At 67.6% G+C, this 15,231-nt stretch carries 12 protein-coding genes and 1 pseudogene; 5 read left to right on the top strand and 8 right to left on the bottom strand.

The genetic code is table 11. From position 1 onward, the window contains the following. Positions 1-52 precede the first annotated feature (52 nt). Positions 53-2,401: a hybrid sensor histidine kinase/response regulator gene (locus DIR46_RS25845; RefSeq protein WP_109347797.1), complete on the top strand. Its 2,349-nt coding sequence runs from the start codon at positions 53-55 to the stop codon at positions 2,399-2,401. 130 nt (positions 2,402-2,531) lie between these two features. Here the strand turns inward: DIR46_RS25845 and DIR46_RS25840 are convergent, their stop codons facing one another. The 3 genes from DIR46_RS25840 to DIR46_RS25835 form a co-directional block, all read right to left on the bottom strand. Continuing rightward, the gene (locus DIR46_RS25840; protein ID WP_109347796.1) at positions 2,532-3,710 is read right to left on the bottom strand and encodes a glycosyltransferase; all 1,179 of its coding nucleotides are present in this window, start codon (positions 3,708-3,710) and stop codon (positions 2,532-2,534) included. 394 nt (positions 3,711-4,104) lie between these two features. Next, positions 4,105-4,560 (bottom strand): hypothetical protein, encoded by a 456-nt coding sequence (locus DIR46_RS27535; RefSeq protein ID WP_229446430.1) that lies wholly within the window; start codon positions 4,558-4,560, stop codon positions 4,105-4,107. Beyond that, positions 4,476-5,306 (bottom strand): hypothetical protein, encoded by an 831-nt coding sequence (locus DIR46_RS25835; RefSeq protein ID WP_229446429.1) that lies wholly within the window; start codon positions 5,304-5,306, stop codon positions 4,476-4,478. The genes DIR46_RS27535 and DIR46_RS25835 overlap by 85 nt, the downstream gene beginning before the upstream one ends. A gap of 131 nt (positions 5,307-5,437) precedes the next feature. Between DIR46_RS25835 and DIR46_RS25830 the strand changes: the two genes are divergently transcribed. Both DIR46_RS25830 and DIR46_RS25825 read left to right on the top strand, forming a co-directional pair. Beyond that, positions 5,438-6,739 carry an NCS2 family permease gene (locus tag DIR46_RS25830; protein ID WP_109347795.1) on the top strand — a complete coding sequence of 434 codons (1,302 nt, stop codon included), beginning with the start codon at positions 5,438-5,440 and terminating at the stop codon, positions 6,737-6,739. A 204-nt stretch (positions 6,740-6,943) separates the two neighbouring features. Further along, the gene (locus DIR46_RS25825) at positions 6,944-7,747 is read left to right on the top strand and encodes a DUF481 domain-containing protein (RefSeq protein WP_109347794.1); all 804 of its coding nucleotides are present in this window, start codon (positions 6,944-6,946) and stop codon (positions 7,745-7,747) included. On the opposite strand, the pseudogene DIR46_RS25820 reads toward DIR46_RS25825, so the two are convergent. The 4 genes and pseudogenes from DIR46_RS25820 to DIR46_RS25805 all read right to left on the bottom strand — a co-directional run bounded on the left by DIR46_RS25820 (position 7,735) and on the right by DIR46_RS25805 (position 11,149). Then, positions 7,735-9,011: pseudogene (locus tag DIR46_RS25820) on the bottom strand (MFS transporter). The gene DIR46_RS25825 and the pseudogene DIR46_RS25820 overlap by 13 nt on opposite strands. 40 nt (positions 9,012-9,051) lie before the next feature. Then, entirely contained in the window at positions 9,052-9,540 is a 489-nt protein-coding gene (locus DIR46_RS25815; protein WP_109347793.1) for a GNAT family N-acetyltransferase, read from the bottom strand. Beyond that, the gene (locus DIR46_RS25810) at positions 9,537-10,832 is read right to left on the bottom strand and encodes an MFS transporter (RefSeq protein WP_109347792.1); all 1,296 of its coding nucleotides are present in this window, start codon (positions 10,830-10,832) and stop codon (positions 9,537-9,539) included. The genes DIR46_RS25815 and DIR46_RS25810 overlap by 4 nt, the downstream gene beginning before the upstream one ends. Further along, positions 10,829-11,149: a thioredoxin family protein gene (locus DIR46_RS25805; RefSeq protein WP_109347791.1), complete on the bottom strand. Its 321-nt coding sequence runs from the start codon at positions 11,147-11,149 to the stop codon at positions 10,829-10,831. Before DIR46_RS25805 ends, DIR46_RS25810 begins: the two co-directional genes overlap by 4 nt. 172 nt (positions 11,150-11,321) lie before the next feature. Between DIR46_RS25805 and DIR46_RS25800 the strand changes: the two genes are divergently transcribed. Continuing rightward, entirely contained in the window at positions 11,322-12,161 is an 840-nt protein-coding gene (locus DIR46_RS25800) for a glucose 1-dehydrogenase (RefSeq protein ID WP_109347790.1), read from the top strand. A gap of 11 nt (positions 12,162-12,172) precedes the next feature. After that, entirely contained in the window at positions 12,173-12,766 is a 594-nt protein-coding gene (locus DIR46_RS25795) for a M23 family metallopeptidase (protein ID WP_109347789.1), read from the top strand. Here DIR46_RS25795 and DIR46_RS25790 read toward each other — a convergent pair. Beyond that, positions 12,723-15,197: a penicillin-binding protein 1A gene (locus DIR46_RS25790; RefSeq protein WP_109347788.1), complete on the bottom strand. Its 2,475-nt coding sequence runs from the start codon at positions 15,195-15,197 to the stop codon at positions 12,723-12,725. The genes DIR46_RS25795 and DIR46_RS25790 overlap by 44 nt on opposite strands. Between the last annotated feature and the right edge of the window lie 34 nt (positions 15,198-15,231).

Raw genomic sequence — 15,231 nt, 5'->3', positions numbered from 1 at the left:
CGGCGCGACACTTAGATTGCCGAAATAACCATAACCATATATTCGGGCCACGATGTCCTTGACCGACACCCTACCGCACGCCAGCCACAGGAGCGTTCTCTTCATCTGCAAGCGCGCGATCGACGACCCGATCGTCAACCAGGTCTCGCGCGAGCTGGACCAGGACATCGTCCGGGCCGCCACGCCGGCCGATGGCCTGGCCCAGGCACGCGCGGGCGACTTCGCCCTGATCTTGGTCGGCTACTCGGGTGATGCCGAGGGGACGCTCGAGACCATCCGGGCGGTGCGCGGCAACCCGCGTTCCAGCCGCACGCCGATCGTGGCGCTCGGGCTGCCGCAACCCCTGCCCTTCCCGCAAGAATTGCTGTACGACGCCGGCGCCATCGCGGTGCTCACCGAACCGCTCTCCCCCACGATCCTGCGCGCCAAGGCGCGCTTCTACATCGAGGCCTTCAGCAGCCGGGTCGAACGGCACCGGGCGGAAGCCGAGCTGGAGCAGACGCGCTCGCGCCTGGAGCGCATCGTGGAGGCCGCCGAGCTGGGGATCTGGTCGTGGGACATCGAGCCCGACCGGGTGCGGGCCGACGCCCGCATGGCGGCGCTGTTCGGCGTGCCGCAGGAGCGGCGCCTTGACGCGCCGCTCGCCACCTATCTGGCGGCCTTCCATCCGGACGACGTCGAGCCGACCATCGCCTTGATCAATTCCGCGATCGACGGCGAAGGCGCCTATGCCGCCACCTACCGCGTCCGCGCGGCTGCCGGCGGCTGGCGCTGGATGATCGCGCGCGGCCACGTCGAGTACGATGGCCATGGCGCGCCGCGCGAGGTGCATGGGGTGGTGATGGACGCCACACGCCAGCGCGAGGCCGAGCAGCAGCTGCGCGCCACCGAGGAGCGCTACCGCACCGTGTTCGACTCGATCGACGAGGGCCTGTGCGTGATCGACATGATCTACGATGCCGACGGCAAGCCCTGCGACTACCTGTTCGTCGAGACCAATCCGGCCTTCGCCAAGCACACCGGCCTGCTTGATGCGGTGGGCAAGACGATCCGCCAGATGGTGCCAGCGCACGAGCAGCACTGGTTCGAGATCTATGGCCAGGTGGCGCAGACCGGCGAGGCGGTGCGCTTCCAGAACGAGGCGAAGGGCCTGCACCGCTGGTTCGACGTGCACGCGACGCGGCTGGGGCCGCCCGAACGGCGCCGGGTCGCGGTGCTGTTCACCGATATTACCGAACGGCGCCAGTCCGAGGCCGCGCTGCGGCGCATGGCGGCCGACCTGTCCGAAGCCAACCGCCTCAAGACCGAGTTCCTCGCCACCCTGGCGCACGAACTGAGGAATCCTCTGGCGCCGATCCGCAGCGGGCTGCAGTTCATCCGCCGCTCGCCCGCCGACCTCGACGCGGTCAGCCGCGTGCACGACATCATGGAGCGCCAGCTCGACCACCTGGTGAACCTGGTCGACGACCTGCTGGACGTGGCGCGCATCACGCGCGGCCGGGTCGAGCTGCGGCGCGAGCGCGTCCACCTGGCGACGATCCTCGCGGCCGCGGTCGAAACCAGCATGCCGCTGATCGAGGCGGCGCGCCATGCTTTCGACCTGCGGCTGCCGCAGGAAGACCTCGTGCTGGACGCCGATCCCACCCGTCTGACCCAGGTGGTGAGCAATCTGCTGAACAATGCGGCGCGCTATACGCCCAAGGGCGGACGCATCGCGCTGGAGGCCAGGCGCGACGGCGAGCAGGCGGTGGTGACGGTGTCCGACAACGGGATCGGCATCGCGCCCGAGGCGCTGGAAGAGGTATTCCGCATGTTCACCCAGGTCGGCCAGGCGCAGCAGCCCGGATCTGGCGGGCTCGGCATCGGCCTGTCGCTGGTGCGCAGCCTGGTCGAGCTGCACGGCGGCAGCGTGAGCGCCGCCAGCGCCGGCACCAATGCCGGCAGCACCTTCACGGTGCGCCTGCCGCTGGTGACCGATGCGCAAGCAGCGCTGCCCGCGGACGAGGCCGGGGCGCCCGGGACGGCATCCGGGGCTGCGCATGAAGGCCGCAGCGTGCTGGTGGTCGACGACAACCGCGATGCAGCCGAGACCCTGGCCGCCCTGCTCAATATGATGGGCCACCGCGCGCCGGTGGCCAACGACGGCCGCCAGGCGCTGCGCATGCTGCCCAGCCTGATGCCGGACGTAGTGTTCCTGGACCTGGGCATGCCGGGCATGTCGGGCTATGAGGTGGCGGCGGCGATCAGGCAAGACGCGCGCCTGGCGGGCATCCGGCTGGTGGCGCTGACCGGTTGGGGTGGAGAGGCCGATCGCGCCAGGACGAAGGCGGCGGGGTTCGACGAGCACCTGACCAAGCCGGCGACGGTGGAGGCGATCGAGGAAGTGCTCAGGAGGGTGTGAATCAACGCCCGTGCGGCCAAACGTGAAGCTTCTTCGTTGGCCTGAAAACGCCGTCCCCGCGAAGGCGGGGACGATGTGCCAGATGTGCGGGCCGGGATTGACCGACCCAGCACACTCTATTCAACTGTATTCAGCCTACCTGCGCCACCGGCAACTGCTCCGCCGGCACGCGCACCGCCTCCTGGCTGTTGGCAAAGAAGCGCTCGACCTTGTTGCCTGGGACGGCGATGCCGATCAGTTCGTGCATGCGGCTGGCGGTCAGGTCCCACGAGGTCCCTGCCACCACCTGGCGCATGCGGCCGGCCTGTGCCTGGCGTTTTTCGTCGCCCAGCGCCAGCTGGCGCTCGCAGGCGGCGATGAAGTCGCCGTGCGATTCGGCGATCTCCACCACGTCGCCGTACGGCACCTTGACGTCGGTGATCGGGGTCGACACGCATGGCAGCTCGGCCGCCATGTATTCGAGCACCTTGGTCGGGCTGATGAACTTGGTCGAATCGTTCATCGCGAACGGCAGCAGGCAGACGTCCCATCCGGCCAGGAACTGCGGCAGCTGGTCATAGGTGCGCTGGCCCATGTAGTGGACGTTCGGCTGCTTCGGAAGGGTCGCCGGATCGATTTTGACGACCGGGCCGACCAGCACGATCTGCCAGTCCGGGTGGGCATCGGCCATGCTCGAGACGAGGTCGACGTCGAAGCGTTCGTCGATCACGCCATAGAAGCCCAGGCGAGGATGCGCGATGTGGGCCTGGTCCGGGTGCGAGATGGCGCGATCCTGGGCCTGGCGGAAGTGTTTGGCGTCGACGCTGCTCGAGAAGCAGTGGGCGTTGGTGTGACGGTCGCGTTTCGACTGGTACAGGCTCGGGCCGCCGGTGAAGACGACGTCGGCGATGTTCAGCAGTGCGCTTTCGCGCTGCAGCAGCTGCTTCGGCGCATTCTTGAACATGGCCAGTTCGTCCATGCAGTCATAGATCACCTTGGACGGCTTGAAGACCTGCAGCAGCGGCAGCGCCATCGGGGTGTAGAACCAGACGATCGGCGCTTCGTCCTCAGGCACCAGGTTGGCGAGCAGCGCCTGCAGGGTCGGCAGCTGGTCGTCGTGGAAGCCGAATTGCTGGATCGGGGTGTGCGGACGGCACACGGTGATGTTCGGCGCGACCACGTTCTTCTCCAGTCGTGCCTCGCCGGCGGTATGCATCGGTTCCTCCACGAAAAGGACGTTGTAGTGTTCGGCCAGGCGGGTCATCAGGTGCTGTGGGCGCTGGAACACGAAATCCCAGCGGAGGTGGCAAAACACGATCAGGGTCGGCATGTCGATTTCCTTTCGCCTTGGCGGCGCTCTAGTTGTTGGTAGGGTCAAACTGGACCGCTTCTTCTCTCTCTCACAAGGCCGTGGCGCTGCACGGGAAGCCGGTCGAACCCAGGAATCGTATCATGCAATTTTCCCAATATTTTCAGTTGTGCAAAGCAATATTTCGCGGGATGTAACGAAATATTGCGGTCTACTGCTGGGCCTCATAGAGAGAGTCCGTCTACCGGGCAAGTTTCTGTAAGGCGCCTCCTACACCAACACAAGAAAATCCACTACGAAAATACGGCAAAAACTTGACGTGTTGCACTGAAATCCGGGGCCGAAAGCGCCGGTTCACCGTCCTTGCGGCCACAATCCGGCAAAGTCCGTCCGGCGGCGGTTCGGGACGGGGAGGTCAGGCGGGGTGGTAGGGCTCGGCGCCTTCCGCATGGCCGTCAACGCTGAAACCGGCCGCGATCGAGACGCCCTCCAGGCCCAGCGACAATAGTGCATCGCACAATTCATCGACCTCGGCGGCCAGGTCGGCCGCCAGGTCGACCGGCTTCTCGACGCTGCCCCACGGCTGGCCGCCGTCGAGCGCATACAGGTTGGCGCGCAGGATCACGTGCTCGCCCATGTCGAGCGGCGCGACGGCGGCGTGCACCGCGTCCGGCGCCAGGTCCTTGGCCGCCAGCAGGCGCTTGGCCTCGGACAGCACGCCAAGCGTCGCCAGTTCGGCCACGCCCTGCTCCTTGGCGCCGTAGAACAGGTCCTGGTAGAGGAAGTTCAGCTCCAGGCGGTCCGGGTTGGACGATAGCACCCGCGCCACCAGCGGGGCGACGGCCTCGGTCCAGGCGCGGTAGCGCTCCATGCGCGCCGCGAAATAGGCGTCGCTGCCCGCTTCGTCGCGCGGCACCCGGTAGAACGGATCGTCGGCGCGCTTGAGCGAAAAGCCGAGCAGGAAGCGCAGTTCGAGCGCGGTCTCGTCGGGGCCACCGGCTCGCCGGTCCAGCCGCGCATGCTGGCCTCGATGGTCGGCGCCGGCTGCAGCTTCTTTTCCAGCAGCGACGCCGCGGCTTCGCGCAGCATCTGGTGCAGCGTGCCGTAGGCGATGTGGTCGATCTCGGCCAGGTCATAGGCATGCTGCAGCAGCACCACCCGTGCGTCCTTGCTGTCCAGGCCATGGGACTGGAAGCTGGCCGAAAGGCTTTCGAAGGCGACGGGGTCCTGGAAGTTTTCACGGGCATCGAGTCCGCCGCGGCTGCGCACGAACAGCGGCACGAGGAAGGCGTCGATCTCGTATTCGGGACCTTCTTCGCGCCGGATGCGCAGGGTGGCGGCTTCTTCTTCCACGCGGGCTCGCAGCAGGCGGCAGGCCAGCGGGTCGGTGTAGCGCGCCAGTTCGATCGCCTCGTACAGCACCTCGTCGTGCTTCTTGCGGATCGCCTTGCGCACCAGGCTGGCAAGGGCCTCCGCCTGGTCGCCGCCCTGCGCAGCTTCGTCCTCGCGCTCGGCGATCTCGAGGGCCATGTCGGCCATCAGCCGGGCTTGCGCATCGGTGTCGGGTTCGCGCGTGTTGTTCGAGGTGCGGGGTGCGGGACGCTTGTTCTTCGGCATGGTGTTAACAATGTATGGAGGTTCGAGCCGGCATGGTAACACCGCCGCGCGCCCCGGCGTAGCGCCGCGGGCTGCAGGCGCCGTGCCCGGGTGCTATGCTTCGGGCAAAAAACACATCCCGAAAGTGCCCCATGCTCGAACGACTCTTCAAACTCAGCGAAAACAAGACCAGCATCCGCACCGAGATGATGGCCGGACTGACTACCTTCCTGACGATGGTCTACATCATCTTCGTCAACCCCTCGATCCTGGGCGACGCCGGCATGCCGAAGGAATCGGTGTTCGTCGCCACCTGCCTGGTGGCCGCCGGCGGCACCGCCATCATGGGCCTGTACGCCAACTACCCGATCGCGATGGCGCCCGGCATGGGCCTGAACGCCTATTTCGCGTATGCCGTGGTGCTCGGCATGGGCATCCCCTGGCAGGCGGCGCTGGGCGCCGTGTTCATCTCGGGTTGCCTGTTCATCCTGGTCACCATGGTGGGCTTGCGCGCCATGATCGTGGACGGCATCCCGCGCTCGATGCGGGTCGCGATCACGGTGGGCCTGGGCATGTTCCTGGCCCTGATCGCCCTCAAGAACGCCGGCATCGTGGTCACCAACGAAGCCACCCTGGTCAAGGCCGGCGACCTGCACCAGCCCGCCGCGATCATGGCGACCATCGGTTTCTTCGCCATCGTGGCGCTGGACCGGCTGCGGGTGCGCGGCGCGATCCTGATCGGCATCGTACTGGTGACGGTGCTCAGCTTCTTCTTCGGCGGGAACACCTATCAGGGCTTGTTCTCGCTGCCGCCGTCGATCGAACCGACCCTGTTCCAGCTCGACGTCCCGGGCGCCCTCGCGGCAGGCATCCTGAATGTGGTGCTGGTGTTCTTCCTGGTCGAGCTGTTCGACGCCACCGGCACCCTGATGGGCGTGGCGCGCCGCGCCGGCCTGCTGAGCGAGGACAAGATGGCTCGCGGCGATCAAATGGGCAAGGCACTGCTGGCCGACAGCGGCGCCATCGTCGCCGGCAGCGTGCTGGGCACGTCCAGCACCACCGCCTACCTGGAAAGCGCGTCCGGCGTGCAGGCCGGCGGGCGCACCGGCCTCACCGCCCTGACCGTGGCCGCGCTGTTCCTGGCCTGCCTGTTCATCGCGCCGCTGGCAGCCGTGGTGCCGGCCTACGCCACCGCCCCGGCGCTGCTGTTCGTGGCCTGCCTGATGCTGTCCGACCTGGGAGACGTCGAGTGGAACGACAGCACCGAGAGCATCCCGGCCGCCGTCACCGCCCTGGGCATGCCGTTCACCTATTCGATCGCCGAGGGCATCGCCTTCGGCTTCATCAGCTATGCGGTGCTCAAGCTGCTGACCGGCCGCGCGCGCGAGGTCAAGCCGGTGGTATGGGTGATCGCGGGGCTGTTCGCCTTCAAGATCGTCTACGTCGGAGCGTAGAGCGACAACAAAATCGACCGGTCGTTCGCGCCGGGCTTTACTAAACAACGCCCGGTTCGTGCCGGATCGCATCGGTTCGCGCTGTCTTTGCGTTACAATGTCGGTCTACTCGCGGCTACCACCACGGTCGCGCACGATCCACGAACGATGGGCCGGTCGCCCTGGGCACGCCACGCGGTACGGCGCGGCCCATGCGGCCGCTAGATGCTGATGAAACCACTTTCGATCCTGGCGCTGGCCTTGGCTGGCATCCCGGGTGCGGCGCTTGCCGCTCCCGATCTTCCCCAAATCGGCGACGTCCACGCGCCGCTCGCCGTCGCAATGCCGGCGATTCCGGATGGCGGCTGGTTTACCTCCGCCGAACTCGGCGCGATTACGACCTCCGGCAATACCAACGGCACCTCCGTCACAGGCAAGATCGATGCCCGTCACGAGACGGCGCGCTGGAGCCATGAGTTCATCGCCAGCGGCTATTTCAAGGAAGACGAATACGAGGACGAGTTCGGCGAGCCCGTGAAGAGCCGCTCGGCCCAGCGCTGGGCCACCTCGGCCAAGGCCTCGCTCAAGCTCCTGGGCGATGGCCGCCGCGCCTTCGTGCTGGCCACCCACACCGACGACCGGTTCGGCGCCTACCGCAAGTACTCCACGGTCGGCATCGGTTACGGTTCGCGCTGGTACACGGCGCCCGACAAGACGCTTGACGTCGAGATCGGTCCCGGCTATTCGGTCGGCAAGCGCGACAACGAGGAAGAAGAGCGCGGCATGACGGTGCGCAGCGCGGCCCAGTTCCGCTGGCAGGTCAGTCCCTCGGCCTTCTTCGCCCAGACCGTCAGCGTCGAGAAAGGCACCGGCAATACCCATTCGGTGGCCGAGACCTCGCTGAGCACCAAGATCAACGGCAGCATGCAGATGAAGGCCGGCTTCAGCGTGCGCAACGACAGCGATGTCCCGGACGACAAGAAGAACACCGATACCCAGACCTCGCTGACGATGGTCTATTCTTTCTGACGCCGCTGGCGGCCGAGCAGCACCAGCGCCGCCAGGCTGACGAGCGATGCCGCGCTGAGGTAGTAGCCGACCTGCGCCAGACCATGCCTGGTGCCCAGCCACAGCGCGATATAGGGCGCCACCGACGCTCCCAGGATGCTCGCGAGATTGAAGGTCAATGACGCGCCGGTATAGCGCACCTCGGCCGGGAACAGTTCGGCCAGCAAGGTGCCGAGCGGGCCATAGACGAAGCCCACCAGCGACATCCCGAGCACCATGAAGATCCCCACCGGCAGCCAGGCGCCGGCGCCGAACAGGGGGGCGTACAGCAGGCCGAAGCTGCCGATCGCCACGCTCACCAGCATCAGCGCCGCGCGCCGCCCGACACGGTCGGCCAGCAGCGCCGACAAGGGAATGGTCAGGGCAAAGAACACGATCGCGAACAGCTGCAGCAGCAGGAACTGCTGGCGCGTGAAGCCCATCCGGGTCGTGCCCCAGGTGAGCGCGAACACCGTCATCAGGTAGAAGAAGGCGAAGCCGCCCATCGCCGCCAGCGCACCCAGCAGCATGGTGCGGCCATGCTCGCTCACCACCGTCACCATCGGCAGTTTCACCTGGGCGCCGCGCGCCTGCACCCGCTGGAAGTCGGGCGTCTCGGTGATTTTCAGGCGGATGTACAGGCCGACCGCGACCAGCAAGGCGCTGGCCAGGAAGGGCACGCGCCAGCCCCAGCTGAAAAAGGCTTCGTCGCTCATCGCCTCTCCCAGCAGCAGGAAGGTAACGCCGGACAGGAAGAAGCCGATCGGCGCCCCCAGTTGCGGAAACATGCCGAACCAGGCGCGCTTGCCCGGCGGCGCGTTCTCGGTGGCGAGCAGCACCGCCCCGCCCCACTCCCCGCCCAGGCCGAGCCCCTGGCCGAAGCGACACAGCGCCAGCAGCAGCGGGGCCGCGACGCCGATCTGGGCGTAGGTGGGCAGCAGGCCGATGACGATGGTCGAGAGGCCCATCGTGAGCAGGGCCGCGACCAGGGTCGACTTGCGGCCGATGCGGTCGCCGAAGTGGCCGAACAGGGCCGAGCCGACCGGACGGGCCAGGAAGGCGATGGAGAAGGTCGCCAGCGATTGCAGGGTCGCGGCGGCGGGTCGAGGGCCGGGAAGAACAGCTGCGGGAACACCAGCACCGCGGCGGTGGCGTAGATGTAGAAGTCGTAGAACTCGATCGTGGTGCCGATCAGGCTGGCGAAGAGGACGGTGCCGGCTCTGGTGGCGGGGGCGGTTGCGGCCATGGGAGATCTCCTGGTAGATCCCGCACATACGCCGCGCACATCATCCCGGATGCTTTTCCTTTTGGCCCCATTCGAGTTCAAGGGTGGCGTCGTCGACTCGCACGGGCGTAAAACCCAGCCTGTCGTAAAGCCGGCGTGCGGCCAGGTTCCCGGTGCGGACACGCAATGTCATGCGCACGCATTCATCCTGCAGCGCGCCCAGGATGCCGCCGGCGATGCCCTTGCGGCGCGCGGCCGGCGCCACCGACAGGTCCACCACCCGCAGCACGCCATCCGACCGCGCCAGCACGATGCGCGCTACCGGGACCTCCCCATCGGTCACCAGCCAGGTCTCGAGTGCGGCGTAGCGACGCGCATAATCCTCGACCTGCATCGCGCGCTGATGGCGCGCGATGCCTTCGATGACGCTGCGCGGCACCGGCAGCGCGCCGAGGTCCGGACGGGAGTCGAGGTAGAGCGCGTCGAGGAAGGCCTCGTCGGCGGACGTCGGAGCCCTTGCCCCGAGGCGTCCGAAGCGGCGCTCTTTCACCTAGCGGCCGACGGCACCAGGCCCTTGGCCAGCGCCAGGGCGGCCAGGCTGACGAGGGCCGCGCCGCTCAGGTAATAGCCGACGAATTCCAGCCCGTGGTTGGTCGCGAGCCAGAGTGCGATATACGGCGCAACCGACGCGCCGAGGATGCCGGCGAGGTTGAAGGTGAGCGAGGCGCCGGTATAGCGCACCTCGGGCGGGAACATTTCGGCCAGCAAGGTGCCAAGCGGTCCGTAGGTGAAGCCGACCAGGCACATGCCGAGCACCATGAACAGGGTGACCGCGACCCAGCCGCCGGCGCCGAACAGCGGTCCGTACAGCAGGCCGAACACGGCGATCGCGGCGCTCACCAGCATCATGGCGGTGCGTCGCCCGCGGCTGTCGGCCAGCAAAGCCGACGGTGGAATCGTGAGCGCGAAGAACACCACCGCGAACAGCTGCAGCACCAGGAATTCCTGGCGCGTATAGCCCAGCTGCGCCGTGCCCCAGCTCAGGGCGAACACCGTCATCAGGTAGAAGATGACGAAGGTCGACAAGGCGGTCAGGGTGCCCAGCACCAGCGCGCGGCGGTGGTCGCGCAGCACCGCCACCATCGGCACCTTGACCCGCGCTTTCTGGTCCAGCACCTTCTGGAAGTCGGGCGTCTCGGTGATTTTCAGGCGGATGTACAGGCCTACCGCCACCAGCAAGGCGCTGGCCAGGAAGGGAATTCGCCAGCCCCAGGCGAAGAAGGCGTCGTCGCTCATCAGCGCGCCAAGCAGCAGGAACACGCCGCCCGACAGGAAGAAACCGATCGGCGCGCCCAGCTGCGGGAACATGCCGTACCAGGCACGCTTGCCGGGCGGCGCGTTTTCCGTGGCGAGCAGCACCGCACCGCCCCATTCGCCGCCCAGGCCGAGGCCCTGGCCGAAGCGGCACAGCGCGAGCAGCAGCGGCGCCGCCACGCCGATCTGGGCATAGGTGGGCAGCATGCCGATCAGGATGGTCGAGATGCCCATCGTGAGCAGGGCCGCCACCAGCGTCGCCTTGCGGCCGATACGGTCGCCGAAGTGGCCGAACACGGCCGAGCCGACCGGGCGCGCGAAAAAGGCGATGGCGAAGGTCGCCAGCGATTGCAGCATCGCCGCGCCCGGGTCGGCGGCCGGAAAGAACAGGCGCGGAAATACCAGCACCGCGGCGGTGGCATAGATGTAGAAGTCGTAGAACTCGATCGTGGTGCCGATCAGGCTTGCAAACAGGACGGTGCGGGGTTTGTTGGCCGCGGGTCGATCTGCCAGCGCCGCCTCGCTCATGCGCCCGCCTGGGCCAGGGCCTGGCGCACCGCGTCGGCGTCGACCGGACGCACCACGCGCGCCACTTCCTGGCCATCCTTCAGCACCACGACCGTCGGCCACAGCTTGATGCGGAACGAGCGGCCCAGCGGGCGGCCCGGGCCGTCTTCGACCTTGATGTGGCGGGCGGCCGGATTCTCGGCCAGCGCCTGGTCGATCAGCGGCTCGGCGGCGCGGCAATAGCCGCACCAGTTGGCGCCGAAATCGAGGGCGATCAGGCCCTGGGTGGCGTCGATGGCGCTGCGTTCGGGTTGGGAGGTTACGTAGGGGGCGGCCATGGGGTCTCCTTATTATTGCTATTCGAATACCGCAAGCCTACCTCAAAACGGGCCGTCTGGCATGCGGGCATGCTTGCCGGCCCGGATCTCGCACTAGCGTGTGGCAGCTAACTGAAGCTGGCGCCCGAGGCTGTCACCCTGTGCGCTACCGCCCAACGAGGAGCACGCAGCGATGGATATTCCCAAGCAACAACAGCAATGGCCCGGCCGTGAAGCCGCGCTGAACCCGCAAGCCGACCATGGCGAAACCAGCTATCGCGGATCCGGCCGCCTGCAGGACAAGGCCACCGTGATCACCGGCGGGGACAGCGGCATCGGCCGCGCGGTGGCGCTGGCTTTCGCGCGCGAAGGCGCCGACGTCCTGATCGCTTACCTCGATGAGCACGACGATGCGAAAGAGACCGCGCGCCTGGTCGAGGAAGCCGGGCGCCGCGCCATCCTGGTGCCGGGCGATATCGCCGACCGCGCCCATTGCCGCGCCATCGTCGACAAGGCGGTGGCGGAATTCGGCCGCATCGACGTGCTGGTGAATAATGCCGCGTTCCAGATGTCGCACGACTCGCTCGACGAGATCCCGGACGACGAATGGGACTACACTTTCAAGGTGAACATCACCGCCATGTTCCACTTGTGTAAGGCCGCGGTGAAGCACATGGCACCCGGCTCCTCGATCATCAACACCACCTCGATCAACTCCGACAATCCCAAGCCCACCCTGCTGGCATACGCCACCACCAAGGGCGCGATCGCCAACTTCAGCGCCGGCCTGGCCCAGCTGCTGGCCGAAAAAAGCATCCGGGTGAACTCGGTGGCGCCAGGTCCGATCTGGACGCCGCTGATCCCGTCGACCATGCCGCCGGAAGAAGTCGAGAACTTCGGCAGCCAGGTGCCGATGAAGCGTGCCGGCCAGCCGAAAGAGGTGGCGCCGGTGTTCGTGATGCTGGCGTCCGATGAGGCGAGCTATATCTCGGGCGCGCGCATCGCCGTTACGGGCGGCGCGCCGATCCTGTAAGCGCTCGCTCAATGGCCGCTCTCCTGCGCACCCTTGTCGTCGCCATCTTCCTGGTTCTGGCGTATAGCCTGCTCGAGCCCTATATCGAGCGCGCCCTCTATACCATGCGCCTGGCCGCCATGCCCAAGCCGCAGGCGCTGCCGGTGCCGGTCGAGGGCGTGCGCCAGCGCGCGCTGCGCGACACCTGGGGCGGCGCGCGCAGCGAGGGCCGCAAGCACGAGGGGATCGATATCTTCGCCAAACGCGGCACGCCGGTGGTGTCCAGCACCGAAGGCATCGTGAGCCAGGTGGGCACCAACCGCCTTGGCGGCCTGGTGGTCTGGGTGCTGGGGCCCGGCGGGCAGCGCCACTACTACGCTCACCTGGACGGCTATGCGGACGTCGAACCCGGCATGCGCATCGAGGCCGGCCGGGTGCTGGGCTTTGTCGGCGACACGGGCAATGCCAAGGGCACGCCGCCGCACCTGCACTACGGGATCTACGATACCGGCGGCGCCATCAACCCTTATCCGCTGCTGAAGGCCGATCCGGCCCTGATCGAGGCCCCAGCGGCGGCGTCAGCTACAACACCGACGGCGTCGGGACGGCAGTCGGCGGCGCGCTAGGCGTCGGCGCCGCCTCAAGCGGTTCGATCGGAGGCTCGATTGCCTCTAGCGGCGGCGCCACCGGCATCTCCTCCGGGCCGCCTTCCGGCACGATGTCCTGTGCTTCGTCCATGAAGATTTCTTCTGGCTCCTCTTCCACCACGTAGCGCCGCGGCTCCGGCGGGCGCCATCCGGGCAGCGTGGCCTTCGCGTCGAGGCTGCCGTTATCGAAAGCGCCGCGGAAGAAGTCGCCCACCACCAGCGCCGCATTGTGCCCGCCCTGCCCCCAGTAGCTGCTGCGGATGGTGACCCGGTTGTCGTTGAAGCCGACCCAGGCCCCGGCCACCAGGTTCGGGTGCATCATGATGAACCAGCCGTCCTGGTTGTTCTGGCTGGTGCCGGTCTTGGCCGCCAGGTCGCTGCGGATGCCGAAGCGGCTGCGTACGCCGTTGCCGGTGCCGCGCGTGACGACGCCGCGCAGCATGTCGATCAGGGCTTCGGCCGACTCGCGCGACATCGCGCGTTCGGGCTGGCCGCCGCCGAAATCGGCGATCACGTTGCCTTCGCGGTCCTCGATGGTGCGGACAAAGATCGGCTTGCGGTACTCGCCCAGGGCCGCGATGGTGGCATAGCTGCTCACCATCTCGAACAGGGTGACCGGGCTGGTGCCCAGGGCCAGCGAGGGCACCGCCTCCAGCCTGCTCTGGCGGATGCCCAGGCCCTGGGCCAGGCGCACGATCGGCCCGATGCCCACTTCCTGGCTCACCTGGGCGGTGATCGTGTTCTTCGAAAACACCAGGCCGTCGCGCATCGGCATCGAGCGGCCGCTGTTGCCGTCCATATCGGTCGGCTTCCACACCTCGCCGTGGTCGCCCTTGAATTCGAGCACCACGTCGCGGTAGGCCTGGGTTGGCGGGATGCCGCGCTCGAGCGCCGCGCCATAGACGAAGGGCTTGAAGGTCGATCCCGGCTGGCGCGCGGCCTGGGCCACGTGGTCGTACTGGTCGCGCTCGAAGTCGCGGCTGCCGACCCAGGCCCTGACCGCGCCGCTGGCCGGGTCCACCGCCACGAAGCCCGCCTCCAGGCGCGACTTGGCGCTTTTCAGTTCATGCATGAAGCTGCGGTCGGCCTTCAGGCGCTTGAGCGCGGCCGCCGGCTCTTCGCCCTCCTCGACCGCGCTGCGGTAGGCGCCGCTCTCGCGCACGAAGGCATCCAGCGCGCGCGCATTGGTGATCCAGTAGTAAGAGAAGGGATCGATGTTCGGGCGTATCGCCGTATAGGTGGCCGTGGCGGTCGAGCGGGGCAGGTTGGGGTTGGCCCACTCGACGTCGGCGATCGCCTGCAGGATGTCGGCCTGGCGCCGCACCGCGCGCTCGGCCGCCGCCTGCAGTTCCGGGTCGAGCGTGGTGCGCACCACCAGCCCGTCGAGCTGCAGGTTGTAGTCGTTCTCGTCGGCCCAGTCGAGCAGCCACTTGCGCACGTGGTGGGTGAAATGGTCGTCCTTGCCGCTGCGGTCGGGCAGGCGCGCGAAGCGCAGGCGCATCGGCCGCTTGACCAGTTGCGCATGACGCTTGTCGTCGAAGGCGCCGTGCTTGCGCATCTGGCCCAGCACCACGTTGCGGCGCGCCAGCGAGCGTTCCGGGTTGGCCACCGGATTGTAGTAATGAGTGCCCTTGAGCATGCCGACCAGCGTCGCCGACTCCAGCACGTCGAGCCTGGATGCCGGCTTGTCGAAGTAGGTGCGCGCCGCCATTTCGATGCCATAGGCGTTGTACAGGAAAGGCACCGTGTTCAGGTAGGCTTCCAGGATTTGGGTCTTGCTGTAGGTGTTCTCGATCTTGATCGCCGTGATCAGTTCCTTCATCTTGCGGTTCACGCTGCGGGCGCGGCCGATCTCTTGCGGGAACATATTGCGCGCCAGCTGCTGGGTGATGGTCGAGCCGCCCTGCGGCGCGCCCTTGACGCTGGCCCAGAGCGCGCCGGCGACGCGCTTGAAGTCGACGCCGTGGTGCCGGTAGAAGCGGTGGTCCTCGGTCGAGATCAGCGCCTCGACCACGTGCGGCGACACCTGCGACAGCTTGACGCGTTCCTGCAGGCCTTTCTCGAAGGTGCCGAGCGGCCGGCCGCCGGCGTCCAGGATCACGGACGGGCGCGAGCGGCTGACCTGTTCCAGGTCGTCGATGCCGGGCGTGAACGGGATCAGGATCAGGAGCCAGGCCAGGACCGCCATCAGGCCCGCGGCCATGCTCCAGAGCGCGACCAGGGCCAGCTTGACCGGCAGCGGCCGGCCGTGCAGGCGCGCCCTGGCGCCGGTCCTGAGGGCGCCGGCCCGGGTGGAGGCCCCGGCGAGCAGGCGGCGGGCGAGGCGCCGGAAGACCTGCTTCATGCGTTGCTGCACGGTTGGCGCGGTGTCCGCGGTGTCCGTGTTCTCGTTGTTCTGGTCGTGGTCCACTCGCTATACCTGCCTGATCAAAGTAACAATGTGG

It is taken from the genome of Massilia oculi (assembly GCF_003143515.1).
Classification (GTDB): domain Bacteria; phylum Pseudomonadota; class Gammaproteobacteria; order Burkholderiales; family Burkholderiaceae_D; genus Telluria; species Telluria oculi.
This window is presented reverse-complemented; position numbering and strand designations above follow the sequence as displayed.

What these genes read in the sequence shown, in the direction of transcription:
- DIR46_RS25825 (WP_109347794.1), top strand. Translation starts at nt 6,944, where the DNA reads ATGCTGATGAAACCACTTTCGATCCTGGCGCTGGCCTTGGCTGGCATC.
- DIR46_RS25795 (WP_109347789.1), top strand. Translation starts at nt 12,173, where the DNA reads ATGGCCGCTCTCCTGCGCACCCTTGTCGTCGCCATCTTCCTGGTTCTG.
- DIR46_RS25800 (WP_109347790.1), top strand. Translation starts at nt 11,322, where the DNA reads ATGGATATTCCCAAGCAACAACAGCAATGGCCCGGCCGTGAAGCCGCG.
- DIR46_RS27535 (WP_229446430.1), bottom strand. Translation starts at nt 4,560, where the DNA reads ATGGAGCGCTACCGCGCCTGGACCGAGGCCGTCGCCCCGCTGGTGGCG.
- DIR46_RS25835 (WP_229446429.1), bottom strand. Translation starts at nt 5,306, where the DNA reads ATGCCGAAGAACAAGCGTCCCGCACCCCGCACCTCGAACAACACGCGC.
- DIR46_RS25845 (WP_109347797.1), top strand. Translation starts at nt 53, where the DNA reads ATGTCCTTGACCGACACCCTACCGCACGCCAGCCACAGGAGCGTTCTC.
- DIR46_RS25840 (WP_109347796.1), bottom strand. Translation starts at nt 3,710, where the DNA reads ATGCCGACCCTGATCGTGTTTTGCCACCTCCGCTGGGATTTCGTGTTC.
- DIR46_RS25830 (WP_109347795.1), top strand. Translation starts at nt 5,438, where the DNA reads ATGCTCGAACGACTCTTCAAACTCAGCGAAAACAAGACCAGCATCCGC.
- DIR46_RS25810 (WP_109347792.1), bottom strand. Translation starts at nt 10,832, where the DNA reads ATGAGCGAGGCGGCGCTGGCAGATCGACCCGCGGCCAACAAACCCCGC.
- DIR46_RS25805 (WP_109347791.1), bottom strand. Translation starts at nt 11,149, where the DNA reads ATGGCCGCCCCCTACGTAACCTCCCAACCCGAACGCAGCGCCATCGAC.